This is a genomic window from Paraburkholderia tropica, from assembly GCF_914484835.1.
In the GTDB taxonomy this organism is placed as follows: Bacteria; Pseudomonadota; Gammaproteobacteria; order Burkholderiales; family Burkholderiaceae; genus Paraburkholderia; species Paraburkholderia tropica_A.
On sequence record NZ_CAJZAR010000101.1, the window covers coordinates 42,249 to 57,711 of the forward strand.

The following is a 15,463-nucleotide window of genomic DNA, read 5'->3' on the forward strand; positions in this document are numbered from 1 at the left end:
CAGCGGGTACGAACCAGGCGCGGCTCAGTCTACCGTGCGCACGTCCGCGAAGTCGCGTGCGAGCTTGCGCGCCGCGTTCGCGAACATCAGGATATCCACGCCCGTCGCCACGAACGTACAGCCGAGTTCGAGGTAGTGGCGCGCGAGCGCGGGGTCGGACGTGAGCGTGCCCGCCGCCTTGCCCGATGCGACGATCGTGCGGATGGCGTTGTCGATGGCCTGCTGCACGTCGGGATGCGTGGCCTTGCCGCGATAGCCCATCGAGGCGGCGAGATCGGCCGGGCCGATGAACACGCCATCCACGCCGTCCACTGCGCAGATCGCTTCGAGATTGCCGATCGCCGTGGTCGTTTCTGCTTGCACCAGCAGACACACTTCGTCATCCGAAACATCGAGGTAGTCGGTGCGCAGGCTCCAGCGCGACGCGCGGCCCACTGCGCTGCCCACGCCGCGAATGCCGTGCGGCGGATAACGCACGGCGGAAACCAGCGCGCGCGCTTCGTCGGCGGTATCGACCATCGGCACCAGCAGATTGCGCGCGCCGATATCGAGCAGGCGCTTGAGCAGCACGGGATCGCCGCTCGCGGGACGCACCACCGGCTCGCCCGGATACGCGGCGACGGCCTGCAATTGCGAGAGGATCGTGCGCACGTCGTTGGGCGCGTGCTCGCTGTCGATCAGGAGCCAGTCGAATCCGGCGGTCGCGCTGACTTCGGCGAGATACGGATCGGCCATCGACAGCCAGAAGCCCACTTGCTTGCGCTTCGCGGCCAGCGCCGCCTTGAAGGGATTAAGCGCCGAGGTTTGCTTGTTCATGAATGCGTGTTTCCTGTGAAGGGTCGCCGAATTGGATGGGTTCCACCTTCCCGAGGAGGAACAGATAGTTGACGATCGCGATGGCGATCAGCGCCGACGAAAACAGCAGCGCGGGCACGAACGAGCCGGTCGCGCTGACAATCGCGCCCGTGATGACCGGGCCGACCACGCCGCCCAGATTCGACACCGTGTTTTGCAGGCCCGCGACCATCGAAACGGCATTGGGCGGCGCGACATCGCCGGGCAGCGCCCACACCTGCGAAGCCGCTACGGTGGTCCCCGACTTCGCGATACACAGCAGCAGCACGGCGACCCACGCGGATTGCGCGAACGCCGCGAATCCGATGCTCGACGCCATCAACAGGCCGACCACGAGAAACAGCTTGCGCGTGGCGGTGAGCGAAAGCTTGCCGCTTGCGAACACGCGATCCGAGGCCCAGCCCGCGAGAATTTCCACGAAGATCGACGCCAGCAGCGGCAGCGACGCCATCCAGCCCATCTGCAGCACGCTCATGCCGCGCTCCTTCATCAGATACGTGGGCAGCCACGTGATGAAGAAGTACGAGTTGTAGTTGATCATGAAGAAGCCGATGCACATCGCCCAGATGTTGCGATGCGCGAGCAGCTTGCGCCATTGTGGGCGCGCGGGAAGCTTCGTGCTCTGCGCGACATTGTCGCTTTCGATATGCGCGAGTTCGGCAGCGCTCACACGCGGATGCTGCGCGGGCGAATCGGTGAAACTCACGAGCCACACCACGAACCAGCCGACGCCGAGCAGCCCCGTGAGCACGAAGGTCATCTTCCACTCGAACGCGGCGAGCATCCAGGCGATCAGCGGCAAGGCGATCGCGCCGCCGAGTTTCGAGCCGCTGTCGAAGATACCGGCCACGGTCGCGCGTTCCTTGCGCGGAAACCAGCGCGTCGCGATGCCCGCGTTGCTCGGGTACGCGCCCGCCTCGCCCACGCCGAGCGCCACGCGCAAGGCCACGAGCGAGCGGAAGCCGCTGGCGAGGCCCGTCATCGCGGTCGCGACCGACCACCAGAGCACCGCGAAGCCCAGCACCTTCTTCTGGCCGAAGCGATCGGCGAGCAGGCCCGCGGGCAATTGCAGCAGCGCATACGACCAGAAGAACGCCGACATGACGATGCCCATCTGGATCGCGTCGAGATGAAACTCCGACTGAATTTTCGGCGCGGCCGCCGAGAGCACCGTGCGATCGATGTAGTTGATCGCGATCGCGGCCCACATGAGGCCCGCGACCCACCAGCGCATGTTCGAGCGGCCCGGCCGCTGCGCAGATTGCAGCATCTGCTGTCTCCTACCTGTTTTATTGATCTGAAAGCTGTAAGCAACGCGTGAGGCTCGCGCCTTCAGCTCACGATGCCCATGTGCCAGGGCACGAATTCGTTGTCGCCGAGTCCGAGCAGTTCGCTCTTGGTGCGCTCGCCCGATGCCGCGCGCACGATCAGATCGAAGATGTCCTGACCCATTTCCTCGATGCTGCGCTCGCCGTCGATCACCAGACCGCAGTTGATGTCCATGTCCTCTTCGAGACGCGTGAACATCGGCGTGTTGCTCGCGAGCTTGAGCGTCGGCGCGGGCTTCGAGCCGAACATCGAACCGCGTCCCGTCGTGAAGCAGATGAGGTTCGCGCCGCTCGCGATCTGGCCCGTCACCGCGACCGGATCATAGCCCGGCGAGTCCATGAACACGAAGCCCGCGCGGTCGATCGGCTCCGCGTATTCATAGACCGCTTGCAGCGGCGTGGTGCCGCCTTTCATCGCCGAGCCGAGCGACTTTTCGAAGATGTTGGCGAGGCCGCCCTGCTGGTTGCCCGGCCCGACCACGCCGTTGAACTGGCCGTTATGGCCGTGCGTGTAACGCTCCCACCACGCGAGACGGTCGAGCAGCTTCTGGCCGACTTCCGGCGAGACGGCGCGGCGCGTGAGCATGTATTCGACGCCATGAATCTCGGGCGTTTCCGAAAGAATCGCCGTGCCGCCGTGGCGCACGAGCAGGTCCATCGCGGCGCCCAGTGCCGGGTTCGCAGTGATGCCCGAGAAGCCGTCCGAACCGCCGCATTCGAGACCGATCTTGAGATGGCTGACCGGCACCGGCGTGCGCACGATGTCGTTCGCGGCGGGCAGCATCTCCTGCACGGCCTTGATGCCCGCTTCGATCGTGGCGCGCGTGCCGCCCGTATTCTGCATGACGAGCGCGTGCACGGCCTTGCCCGTCTTGAGCCCTTGCGAGTCGAGCAGATCGCCGACCTGGTTGCGCTCGCAACCGAGCCCGACGATCAGCACGCCGCCGAGATTCGGATGGCGCGCATAACCGGCGATGGTGCGGCGGAGCACGTCGAAGTGCTCGCTCGGCGAGGACATGCCGCAGCCGCTCGTTTGCGCGAAGGCGACCACACCGTCAACGTTGGGATAATCGCGCAGGCGCTCGGGCGTGAAATAATCGGCGATATGACGAATCACCGTGGCCGAGCAGTTCACCGACGCCATGATGCCGATGAAGTTGCGCGTGGCGACACGGCCGTCGGGACGCACGATGCCCTGGAAGGTCGCGCGCTGGTCGGCCGGGACATAATCCACGGGCTTCACATCGAGGCCGAAGCCCGGATCGCGTTCGAAATCGACGAGCGTGATGTTGTGCGTGTGAACGTGGTCGCCGGGTTCGATATCGCGCGCGGCCACGCCGATCACGGTGTCGTACTTGCGGATGGGCTCGCCCGCCGCGATGCGGCGCGCCGCGACCTTGTGGCCCGCGGCAACCTGCGCGCGCAGACGGATCGCTTCGCCTTCGATGCTGACTTGATGGCCGATCGTCAGCGCTTCGCGTGCGATCAGGACGTTATCGTTCTGGTTGAGCCGGATGAGCGGCCCGTTATAGGTCTTGCTGGACTGGAGCATTCGCCTGTCTCCGTGCATCGAAGGGACGAGGCCGCTCCGATCACACTCATAATCATGACGCCGCGCCGGGGAATGCGCAGCCTTTTCGTTCTGGGGTCACGTTACCGGTTAATGTAACCGGTAACATTGATGCCATCGTAGTACAGTTTTGGGATAATTGCCAACACCTTTTTGCAGCAGGAAAACCCGCGCCCGTGACCAAAAACCCGACAGAAAACGCCCTGCCCGCCGCCGCCTCCGCCGCGCGGCGAGCCCGCAAGAACACCGGCCGCGTCACGCTCAGCGATCTGGCCCAGCTGATTGGCGTCACCAAGGTCACGGTGTCGCGCGCGCTCAACAATCCCGAGCTGGTGTCGGTCGAAACGCTCGAACGCGTGCGCGAGGCGGTGCGGCAGACGGGCTACACGCCCGATCTGATCGCGGGATCGCTCGCCTCCAATCGCAGCCATCTCGTCGTGGCCCTGATTCCGGCGATGGCGGGCAGCGTGTTCCAGGAAACCGTGGCTGCGCTCACCTCGGAACTGGCCGCGGCCGGCTATCAACTGCTGCTCGGCCAGAGCGGCTACGACGAATCGCGCGAAGAGGCGCTGCTCGACGCCATCATCGGACGGCGCCCGGCCGGCATCGTGCTGACCGGCGTGATCCACTCGGAAGCCTCGCGACAGAAGCTGCGCGCGGCGGGCATTCCGGTGGTGGAGACGTGGGACATCACGCGCTCGCCGCTCGACATGCTGATTGGCTTCTCGCACACGCGCGTGGGCGAAACGGCGGCTAACTATCTGCGCGAACGCGGCGCGCGTCATCCGGCCATCGTCACGCCGGGCGACCGCCGTGCGAAGCTGCGCGCCGATGCGTTCATCGAAACCTTCGGCGGCGACGTGCCCGTGGCGGCCACGCCCTCGCCCGCGCATCTCGGCGACGGCCGCCGCGCGCTGGCGAAGCTGCTCGACGAGCATCCGCAGATCGACGCCATCTTCTGCGGCGCCGACATCATGGCGCTCGGCGTGCTCATGGAAGCGCAGGTTCGCAAGCTCGACGTGCCGGGCCGCCTCAAGGTGATCGGCTACGGCGACCAGAATTTCGCGGGCGACACCGACCCGGCGCTCACCACCATCCGTATCGACGGCACGAAAATCGGCAAGCTCGCGGCGTCCATGCTGATCGAGAAGATCGAAACCGGCACGTGCAAGCGCGCGAAGATCGACGTCGGCTTTACGCTGATCGAGCGCGGATCGGCTTGAGGTTTTCGTCGTCGCTTGAATCGCCGCTTGAATCGCCGCTTCACGCTGCAAAAAAGCAAAAAGGCCTCGCAATCGCTGCGAGGCCTTTTTTACGGCGTTTTCTACGCTAGTTGCGTGAGCGCGCGATCAGAACTTCGTGCGGATGCCCGTGAACACATCGACCTGACGGTTCGTCGACGATGCGCCGCCCGCATACGCGATCGACGCGATACGGCGATACGTCGAACCCACGCGCGTCGACGCATCACCCGCCGCGAGCTGATAGGTGGCGGACACATACACGTCGGTGCGCTTCGAGAGCGCGTAATCCACGCCCAGCGTGAACTGATGCCACTTCGGATCGAGCGATGCGCCGCCCGTGCCCGGCAGATTGTTCGCGCGGCCGTCCGTGAACGTGTAGACGCCGATCAGCGTCGTGGCCGGCGTGATCAGGTAGCGCAGGTTCGCGTCGTAGTTGTTGAACTTGCGCGACGAACCATCCGTGTAATCGAGCTGCGTGTGGCTGAACGCGAAGCCCGCAATCGCCTTGCCGATCTTGTAGTTCGCACCGGCCGCCGCGATCTGCTGGCGCGCCACGCCGCCGTCGAGGTTGTAGAAGAACGCGCCGCTGTAGTCGTCGCCGTTCGTGGTCGACGTGCCGCCGATTGCGCCGCTCGTGTTGGTGCTCGTGTTCGGATGATCGAGCACCACGTAGCCGCCGCCGATCGAGAACGGGCCATGCACATAGTTCGCGGCGATACCCCACGCGCGGTTGTTGCCGAAGCCCGTGCCCGTGCCGCTCGCCTGATTGCTGAACGCGTACATGCCGTCGACGGTGAAGCCCGCGATGGGGTCGCTGCGGAACTTCACGGCGTTGTTGATGCGGAAGGTCTGATTCAGGTTGTCGTTGTCGCCCACGTGCGTGGACGGCGACCAGATGCCCGAGCCCGCGTATTGCGCCACGAGGTCCGCGAGCGGTTCGTACTGGCGGCCGAGCGTGAACGTGCCCACCCCGCTCTTTGCAATGCCGACATACGCGCTGCGGCCGAACAGACGGCCGCCTTGCGCCGACGTGCCGTCGTTGGCCTTGAAGCCGCCTTCGAGCGTGAACACCGCGCTCAGGCCGCCGCCGAGATCCTCGTTACCCCTGAAGCCCCAACGGCTGCCGCTCAGACGGCCGCTCGTGGCCTGAACCACCGAACCGCCCTTGATGTTGTTGACGTAGCCGATACCGGCATCGACGATACCGTACAGCGTGACCGAGCTTTGTGCGTGCGCGACCACGGGTGCGACGGACATCAGTCCAGCCGCTGCGAAAAGTGCTTTTTTCATCCAGGAGACCTGTGAGGTTCTATTTAATTTGGATTGCTACACATTCCGATTTCAGGAGAAGATCGGGAATTTTTCCATCGACTCAAACGGCGTCGATCAGACTGAATTGACGGAGCGGGATTGGGCTCGCGCTTGCAGCTGCGTGGCGGCGCCGTCGAATCCGATCGGCTCGACCTTGCCCAGCAGGAACAGATAGTTGACGATCGCGATGGCGATCAATGCCGCCGAGAACAGCAGCGCGGGCGCGAACGAACCCGTGGCGCCGACGATGGCGCCCGTGATGACCGGGCCGACCACGCCGCCGAAATTCGACACCATGTTTTGCAGGCCCGCGACCATCGAAACGGCATTGGGCGGAGCGACATCGCCGGGCAGCGCCCACACCTGCGAAGCCGCCACGGTGGTCCCCGACTTCGCGATGCACAGCAGCAGCACGGCAACCCACGCGGATTGCGCAAACGCCGCGAAACCGATGCTCGACGCCATCAACAGGCCGATCACGAGAAAGAGCTTGCGCGTGGCGGTGAGCGAGAGCTTGCCGCTCGCGAAGACGCGGTCCGAGGCCCAGCCCGCGAAAATTTCCACGACGATCGACACGAGCAGCGGCAGCGACGCGATCCAGCCCATTTCCATCATCGTCATGCCGCGCGCCTTCACCAGATACGTGGGCAGCCACGTGATGAAGAAGTACGAGTTGTAGTTGATCATGAAGAAGCCGATGCACATCGCCCAGATGTTGCGATGCTTGAGCAGCTGGCGCAGCGTGGGGCGCGCGCCGCCGTGCTGGCCGCTGAGCGCGTCGCTCTCGATATGCGCGATTTCCTCGGCGTTGACCCACTTGTGCTGACGCGGCGAATCGCTGAATGTGAACTGCCAGACCACGAACCAGATCAGCCCGAGCAGACCGGTCACAGCGAACGTGAGTTTCCAGTCGAATGCCGTGAGCATCGCGGCGATGAGCGGCAGCGCGATCGCACCACCGAGCTTCGAGCCGCTGTCGAAAATGCCCGCGACGGTTGCGCGTTCGCGGCGCGGAAACCACTTCGAGGCGATGCCGGCATTGCTCGGATACGCGCCCGCCTCGCCGACGCCCAGCGCCACACGCAGCGCGACGAGCGACTTGAAGCCGTTGGCGAGCCCGGTGACCGCGGTCGCCAGCGACCACCACACCACCGCGAATCCGAGCACCTTTTTCTGGCCGAAGCGATCCGCGAGAAAACCGGCCGGCAGTTGCAGCAACGCATACGACCAGAAAAATGCGGACATCACGACGCCCATTTCGACAGCCCCGAGATGGAACTCCGACTGGATGCGTGGCGCTGCCGCCGACAATACGGTGCGGTCAATGTAGTTGATTGCGATCGCCGCCCACATGAGGCCAGCAACCCACCAGCGCACCTTCGAGCGTTGACGCAAGGCGGCCTGATTCATCTGATGTCTCCTTTTCTAATATCAATATTGCGCCGCATGTGTTTTCGATGCGGCGATGGCGTCTTCGCTGGACGCTGCGGCCGTGTGCGGTTCCGCGCTGACGTTACCGGTGACTGTAACCGGTAACATTCGGCGTCATCCTAGTCTGGTTTACGAATAATTGCCAGTGCTCTTTTTCCCTGGCGTTGTGTTCGTCCAAAACGTCGTAGTCGCAGCGTGGTCGCGCGTGATTGTGCTACGCATCGAGCGCCATTTATGCGTGCGCGGCGCGTGCGGGAATGTGTGCAGGTGGGACGCACGCCTGATTATCGCGCTGCTCCAGCGACACCACGAAGGCAGCGAAATGGCTGCGGGAAGCGCGCCCTCTGCCCGCTCATCGACTACGCGCGACACGGCACGCGCTACTGATTCCCGGCGCTATAGTCAAGCGCGGTGACGCGCGCTCGTCGCTCGTCGCTCGTCGCTCACCATCGAGGCCGCGATGGCATATTGCGCGTTGCTGTAGCTAAGACGTGTCTCTCGCGCTTCGCGTATCGAAATCCATTATCGCCAGTCACACGGGCTGGCGAAGTCGAGTCAGTCCATCCCTCAAATGGCGGGCGAGTTCACTTACAGCAGGGAGATTTTGTCCCGGCGACAAGTAGAGGTTGATCCCAAATCCAGGCAGTTCGGGAAGCCCGCTATCGGACGTCAAGATATCCAGTTCGGGCGGCACGGTGGAGGCAAGCCAGGCCGTCACGGCGAGATCGGAGCGCACCGTGGCGGCCGTTGTATCGATACTTCCGTTTTCGAACACGGTACGCCATGACAGTTCGTGCTTGCGAAGTTCATCGAGCACCGTTGTCCGGAACGCACACGTCTCCGACACCATCGAGATGGGCAGAGGCCGCTTGCGATGCGCAACGCCCCCTCTTGCGCCGACCCAGACCAGGCGATCAATCGCAAGGACTTCGCCGCGGGACGACCCCGGCAACTCCTCAATCAACGCGATATCGATCTCTCCCCGCTTGAGGGCTCGCATCAGTTCTGGCGAAGCCGCGCACACGAGGGTGAGTTCCACCTGCGGGTGGGCTTGCGCGTAGCCCTTCAGAATCGGACCGAGGAGCGTTCCAATGAGATCTTGCGGCGCGCCGAGGCGAACCGTGCCTTCCATCGTACCCGCGGTCATCTCAGTCCATAACGCGTCATGAAAGGCCAATAGCCGCCGCGCGTCTCCCAGCAATCGCTCTCCCGCAGACGTGAGTCGCAGGTCGCGATGATCGCGGAAGAACAACGGACCGGACAGGGCTTCGAGCCGCGCGACTTGTTGGCTGACCGCACCTTGCGTCAGATGCAGCGCGTGACCGGCCGCGGTCATGCTGCCGTGGTCGGCGATCGTGACGAATGCGCGGAGCAGAGCGATGTCGAGATTACGTGCCATTCGTGCATTATGAACACTAATGGAAGCCATCAAAAGAATTCGCTGTTCTAATGCGTGGCGAGCGGGCAAAAATCCAGTCTTCTTGTCTGATAACCGGGAGAAGACGTGCCGCTACACGATTACCTGCCGCTGTTTCTCTTCGTTTTCGTCTCCACGGTCACGCCGGGAGGCGCAACGACCCTGGCGACGGCTTCAGGCGCCCATTTCGGCTATCAGCGATCCTTGCCCTACATCGCGGGGATAGCGGTCGCCTTGGCGTCGATGGCCGCTTGCGCAGCCGCCGGGCTCGGCGGCATCTTGCTGGCCCTGCCGGCCCTGCAACTCGGCATGAAAGCGATCGGCTCGCTTTATCTGGTGTGGCTCGCTTTGCGCATTGGACGGAGCGGTCCCCCTAATCTCGGCGCTCAACCCCGAAAGCCGACCGGATTCGCAAGTGGCGTCTGGATGTTGTGGCACAACCCAAAGGGCTGGGCGATGACGTTGGGTGCAGCAGCATCATTTGCCGCGCTTGCGCCTGATCCGCTTCGATTGGGTGCGTTGCTGGGTGTCTCGTTCGGCATTGCCGCCATGGTGTCGCTTTCGGTCTGGTGCTTTGCTGGTCTCCTGTTCGCCCGTCTGTTGCGGACTGACCTGCAATGGCGGCTACTCAACGGGGCGTTGGCGCTGCTTCTTGTGATGTCGATCATCCCGATGTGGCTCACATAGATATCGATGCGAGCCGTTTTCGAGGTGCGTCAGTTTGTGTTTGTGCTTGTGCTTGTGCTTGTGCGAACGCAGAACGCGGGTCGACGGGCGCGTGCTCTGCGTCGGTGATGGATCGAGTTGCGGTCGAAAGGTTGCACGGATCATCCGGTCGCAACGGGTCGGCCAGAGCCGATCGCATCGGGCATGGGTCGGCCAGGAGCGGACACTCAGTAGGAGCACCACCAAACCAATGACATCCAGCGTTCTTGCTACACTAATCTGCTGGCCCATCCGGCGGGCCGTGTAACCGCTCGCATGAGGTCATCAGCAAGCTAGGCTTTGAACGGCTTTCCCCGACTAGCGAAACGGTGAAACATTTGGTGGATTGAATGGATGACCAGAGCCAGAAGCGAGTTTCAAGTCCGATCTCCACCGGCGGCGAGGGTGTGTTCTTCGAGCAGCACGTCGCGGCGTACTGGCTGGCCCAACTCCTCGTCCGAAGCATCCCACCCATCCTGACTGACAGAGGCGTCACCGAAGTCCATTTCCAGACCGAGCATCTCGGCTTCAACACCGACGATTTCCTCATTGTCTGCGCGCGCGCAGGCGCACCGGCCGCACGGCTCGTCGGCCAGGTGAAGCGTAGCTTCACCATCAGTGCCGCCGACGAGGAATGCAAGAAGGCGATTGGCGATTTCTGGAAGGACTTCAAGAAGGCCGACCCGTTCAATCCCGAGCACGATCGCTTCGTCCTCGTCACTCTGCGCGGCACGAATACGCTTCTCGAAAATTTCGTCGGCCTGCTCGACTGCGCGCGGGGCGCGGCCGACGGCGAAGAGTTCCAACGGCGGCTATCTCTCGACGGGTTCATTTCGAAGAAGTCCGTCCACCAGTGCAACGAGCTCTGCCGGATCGTCAGCGCACTGGAAGGAACGCCCGTCACCGCCAAAGACCTGTGGTCCTTCCTGCGCGTACTGCACGCCCTGAGCCTCGACCTGCACACCTCTACCCGGCAGACCGAGGCGCACACAAAGACGCTGCTCGCTTTCAAGGCTACCGATCCAGATCCCGTCGCCAGCGCAACGTCTGCGTGGGACGCGCTCCTGACCTTCGCCAGCGAGGCAGCACCGGCCGCCCGGAGCCTGAAACGCGCCGACCTTCCGGCCGCCCTCGTCCAGGCGTACGGCGAAGTAGGCGCGAACGAGCAGCGCGTACTGACGGCACTGAAAAACCACACGGAATTCGTCCTGCGGAAGATCCGCGCCACAATCGGGCCTGCCTTCCACCTGCGACGCACTGGCATCGTCCAGAAGGTGCTTGCGGCCATTGACGCGAAGCAGGTGGTCCTGATCACAGGTCCGGCCGGTAGCGGCAAATCCGTCATCGGCAAGGAGGCGGTGTCTTTTCTCTCCCGCGAATTCTTCGCCTTCGGGTTCCGGGTCGAGGAATTCGCCGTCGCTCATATCGACGAGACACTACACAACAGCCAGATTCCGGCGCGCATCACCGAGCTTCAAGCCATCATCGGCGCGCAGGGCCGCAAGGTGCTCGTCATCGAGAGCGTCGAACGCCTGCTCGAAAAGCCAACGCGCGACGCCTTCAGCGACCTCGTGACGCTCGCCCAGGGCGACAACGGCCTCGGCATCATCATGACCTGCCGCGACTATTCCGTGGAGCAGGTGCAGGCCAGCTTCCTTCGACCCGCGGGCATTGATCACGCCGTCATCGAGGTTCCGCCGCTCGACGACACCGAATTGCAGGAGATCCAGGCAGCCTTTCCGTCGTTGGCAGTGCCGCTTGCCAACCCCGCACTCCGCTATATCCTGCGCAACCCGTACTTCATCGACAAGGCATTGCAGATTCCGTGGGACGCGGGACGTCCGCTACCGGAGAACGAGCGTGATTTCCGGGCCGTCTTCTGGCGACAGATCGTGCGCGCGGACCAGAATCCGGCCGATGGCATGCCGCGCCTGCGCGAAGAGGCCTTGCAGGAACTGGCGGTGCGCAGGGCGCGCGCGCTTTCAGATTATGTGCCTGCGACAGGACTCAATGCCGCGGCCATCGCCCTTCTGAAGCAAGATTCCCTCGTCGTTTCGCCGGACAGCAACGCTCTGCTCGTCGCGACGGCGCACGACGTCCTCGAGGATTGGGCCATCCTGCAATGGATCGAGGAACAGCACCTCACGGATGAGACGTCGTTCAATTCTCTGTCGTCAGCGATAGGGCCTCACCCTGCGGTGCGCCGCTCTTACCGGAAGTGGGTTGCCGAACTGGTCGACCGCGACGCACCCGCAGCAGACCGGCTGTTCAGCGCGGCCATCGCGCAAGCCGACGTGCCCGCCCAGTTCCGCGACGACACGCTGGTGTCGCTGCTGAAGGCACCGTCCGCCTCCGAATTCCTGACGCGGCACGAGGCCGAACTGCTCGCCAATGACCGCGCTATCCTCAAGCGGGTCATCCACCTCCTGCGCGTTGCTTGCGTAACGTCGCCCGCGTGGCTTGCCGACGTGCGCGGCCACAGCTCGATACTGAGTGTGCCGGAAGGCACGGTCTGGGCAACCGTCGTGGGGCTGGTTCATCGCAACATCGGCAGCTTCGGACCGGAAGACGCGCCGCTGCTTCTCGCATTGATCGAGGATGCCGTGCGCGGCGTCAGTTGGTGGGCACCGGACATCGACGGGGCCGACCATGTCGCCGGCATTGCCCATTGGCTCCTACCGCGGTTTGACCATTACAGGGGCGGAGACACGCGCAAACGAATTCTGAAGGTGATTGCGAAGATCCCGAAGGCCAACCCCGCGCGCTTCGAAGCCGTCCTGCGCGGGCAGGTCAGTGAGAGGCGCCGACGCGATCCCGTCTCCGAGGAATTCCGCGACATCCTCCTTGCGGGCCTCGACGGTGCGCCCGCCGCGCGCGACCTGCCGGACCTCTTGATCTCCGTCGCACTGGATACCTTCCTCGCCACGGAGGAATATCTACGCGCGGAACCCTATGGCCGCTCATCCATCGACGTTGACCTTTACTTCGGCATCAAGAAACACCTGCGCCATGATTTCTTCCCTGCCAGTGCCTTCCGGGGGCCGTGGATCAACCTGCTCACGCACCATCCGAGAAAGGGCCTCGACTTCCTGATTCAGGTCTTCAACCACAGTGCCGAGTGGTACGCGCATCCGCGTCTCCGTGACCCCCTTGAACCTGCCTGGGAAGTCGAGCTCACGTTCGCCAACGGGACCACTCGGAAGCAATGGGTGAACCCGCGTCTCTGGGGCCTCTATCGCGGGATGAGCGTCGGGCCTTATTCGCTCCAGTCGCTGCTGATGGCCTTCGAGAAGTGGTTGCTCGACTACGCAAAATCCCATCCCGAAGGGCTCGACGCGGTACTGCTCGAAATTCTCCAGCGCAGCGATTCCTCCGCGCTCGCAGCCGTCGTCGCAAGCGTGGCGACCGCCGATCCTCGCCGGTCAGGCGAGGCCCTTCTGGTGTTGCTGTCGGTGCAGGACTACATCGAGATCGATCGCAGCCGCATGGCCGGCGAGCACCAGACTTCGAGCCTCACGGGATTGTTCCCGACTCTCCGCGCCGAAAACAAGATCTACGAAGAGGAGCGGAAGAAGTCGAACGCGCTGCCGCACCGCAAGCACGACCTTGAAGCGGCCATCGCAAACCTGCAACTCGGTCCTCTGGCCCCGCGGGCTCACGCCATCATCGACGGCTACATCGCGGCACTGCCCGCGCCGGACAAACGCAACAAGCACGACCTCACATGGCAGCTCGCCCTTCACCGGATGGACTTCCGCCAGTACGACGTGGCCCTCGACCAGCCCGCAACGGGCGAAACATCGGCAGCGGACGGCGAGGGGCCTCCGAAGAATTGCATCCGCCTCGAACCCAAGCCTCCGGCTCCGGAAGTTCAGCAACTCATTGACGAGAGCACGAAGAAGATGGGCGAGATGAATGCCCGTCTGGGTGTTTACATGTGGGGCCTCCAGATCTTCCAGCGCGAAGCAGGCTCTGCGGACCCCGCGCGATGGGGGGAGAAGCTGGCAAGTGCCAAGGGCATGGACCACACGGCGGAACATCCCGACAACAGCCGCAACGCTCCGGGATTTGTGGCTGCCGTCTGCGTCCGCGATCATTGGGACGAGATGTTGCCGGAAGAGAAGGCGTGGTGCATCGATGTCACCTGCTCCGAAATCTCCAGACACGCGGACCAGTGGGGAACCATCGACCGCGTGCAGCGGTTTTCGATGCTGGCTGATCGCCCCTGTGCCTTCGTCGTGCCGCTGCTGCTCTCCAAGCCCCTGACGGAAGCCCAGATGCCGCGCGTGCGCCAGGCCTTTATTGCCGCGCTAACCCATCCGATCGAAGAGGTCCGCTGGTACGCTATCTGGGGCATGAACGACAAGGTATGGGCCGCGAACCCCGCTCTTGCCCTTCGCGCCGTAAATGCCATCGCAACCGAGGCCGCTCTTGCCGACCGCGATTGGAACGCCGAAGAGAAGAAGCGTTACGACAAGCGGCGCACGCCGGACACGATCTCTGCCGCCGCGGCCGAAGACGTCCGCCGGCGGTTCTGGACCGAAGGGGAAATTGCCGAAGATGCGCACGTCAGGTACGACATCACCGAGATATTCGGAGCCGAGGCGCACGCGAAGGTCCTCGCGATCCTAGGCCAGGTTCCTAACGAGCCTCTGGCCGTGGCCGCACACCGGCGCGCCAGCGAAGACCTTGTGGAGTGCTGGAACCGTGAGCACGATCGTTCTCCCGACCGGCGCGACAGGAATTTTCACAGGGAGCAGGCCATATCCGACCGCGTTCAGCAATTTGTGATGCGTGCGTCAGATGCCGATGCCGAGCAAGTCCTTCAGCCGATCCTCGAGGCCGTTGACCGGCATCCGCGCGAGGTCCACAACGTCATCCAGGGGTTCACAAGCAGCGAGGACAGCAACCCCAATACGCCGCATTACTGGTTCCTATGGAACCTGTTTGCCGAGCGGGTCAAGCGCGCCGAGTGGCTCGCGCATCTGGACAGGGAGCATCCGCACGGCAGTGAGGTGCTCTCGACGATCTTCCTGACCTCGTGGTGGAAGGACAGCGTCCGTCACTGGCGAAGCCTTGAAGGCTACGCCCACAACGTCGACGCGCTCTTCGATGCGCTGCCGCGTGTCCGGATCGTGCTGGGCAGCTACGTCCGCTTCCTCTACCACATCGGCGAGCGTTCCATGCCCGCAGCGTTCGTGCGCATCGCGGACGCGCTCAGGCGCGGAAATCCCGCCGACATGCTGCGCGAGTCCAACACCGTCTTCATGCTCGAAGTTCTTCTCCAGCGGCATGTCTACGCACGACCGCTGGAACTCAAGCGCGATCCAGCCCTGCGCGACGCGATCCTGTATGTGCTCGATGTTCTTGTCGAGAGCGGTTCTTCCGCTGCGTTCAGGATGCGGGACGATTTCGTGACGCCGGCCGTCTGACGCTCCCCAATCCGTTTGCCAACAAACTGGCTGAAAGACGCGCAGTGGGCTGACTAAGCGATGAACGCCATGCGTTCGGAACGCTGCATGTAAGCCGGTCACCCAGTGGCCGCTCCGGGTCGCCATGCGCCCCTCGTCCCATCCTCTGCCGCGCATGAAATGACGTTTAG

At 63.6% G+C, this 15,463-nt stretch carries 9 protein-coding genes; 3 read left to right on the plus strand and 6 right to left on the minus strand.

The annotated features are described in order from the left end of the window. Nucleotides 1–24: 24 nt before the first annotated feature. From hpaI to LDO54_RS35765, 3 genes are all read right to left on the minus strand, one after another. Nucleotides 25–816 (minus strand): 4-hydroxy-2-oxoheptanedioate aldolase, encoded by a 792-nt coding sequence (hpaI, locus tag LDO54_RS35755; protein ID WP_224017340.1) that lies wholly within the window; start codon nucleotides 814–816, stop codon nucleotides 25–27. Then, nucleotides 791–2,125, minus strand: coding sequence for an MFS transporter (locus LDO54_RS35760; protein ID WP_224017342.1), 1,335 nt, complete (start codon nucleotides 2,123–2,125; stop codon nucleotides 791–793). Before LDO54_RS35760 ends, hpaI begins: the two co-directional genes overlap by 26 nt. A 62-nt stretch (nucleotides 2,126–2,187) precedes the next feature. Further along, nucleotides 2,188–3,735 carry a UxaA family hydrolase gene (locus LDO54_RS35765; protein ID WP_224017344.1) on the minus strand — a complete coding sequence of 516 codons (1,548 nt, stop codon included), beginning with the start codon at nucleotides 3,733–3,735 and terminating at the stop codon, nucleotides 2,188–2,190. Between the two features lie 221 nt (nucleotides 3,736–3,956). Between LDO54_RS35765 and LDO54_RS35770 the strand changes: the two genes are divergently transcribed. Then, complete coding sequence (locus tag LDO54_RS35770; RefSeq protein ID WP_436975769.1) at nucleotides 3,957–4,976, plus strand: LacI family DNA-binding transcriptional regulator; 1,020 nt, start codon at nucleotides 3,957–3,959, stop codon at nucleotides 4,974–4,976. A 126-nt stretch (nucleotides 4,977–5,102) separates the two neighbouring features. Here the strand turns inward: LDO54_RS35770 and LDO54_RS35775 are convergent, their stop codons facing one another. From LDO54_RS35775 to LDO54_RS35785, 3 genes are all read right to left on the minus strand, one after another. After that, the gene (locus LDO54_RS35775) at nucleotides 5,103–6,287 is read right to left on the minus strand and encodes a porin (RefSeq protein WP_224017348.1); all 1,185 of its coding nucleotides are present in this window, start codon (nucleotides 6,285–6,287) and stop codon (nucleotides 5,103–5,105) included. A gap of 96 nt (nucleotides 6,288–6,383) precedes the next feature. Further along, a complete protein-coding gene (locus tag LDO54_RS35780) occupies nucleotides 6,384–7,718 on the minus strand; it encodes an MFS transporter (protein WP_224017349.1) in 1,335 nt (444 codons plus the stop codon). Between the two features lie 553 nt (nucleotides 7,719–8,271). Beyond that, nucleotides 8,272–9,138, minus strand: a complete 867-nt coding sequence (locus LDO54_RS35785; protein ID WP_224017352.1) for a LysR substrate-binding domain-containing protein — start codon at nucleotides 9,136–9,138, stop codon at nucleotides 8,272–8,274. A 105-nt stretch (nucleotides 9,139–9,243) separates the two neighbouring features. On the opposite strand from LDO54_RS35785, the gene LDO54_RS35790 reads away from it, so the two are divergent. Together LDO54_RS35790 and LDO54_RS35795 are read left to right on the plus strand one after the other, a co-directional pair. Next, a complete protein-coding gene (locus tag LDO54_RS35790) occupies nucleotides 9,244–9,843 on the plus strand; it encodes a LysE family translocator (protein WP_224017354.1) in 600 nt (199 codons plus the stop codon). Nucleotides 9,844–10,211: 368 nt separating this feature from the next. Continuing rightward, entirely contained in the window at nucleotides 10,212–15,293 is a 5,082-nt protein-coding gene (locus LDO54_RS35795; RefSeq protein ID WP_224017356.1) for an ATP-binding protein, read from the plus strand. Nucleotides 15,294–15,463: the final 170 nt, after the last annotated feature.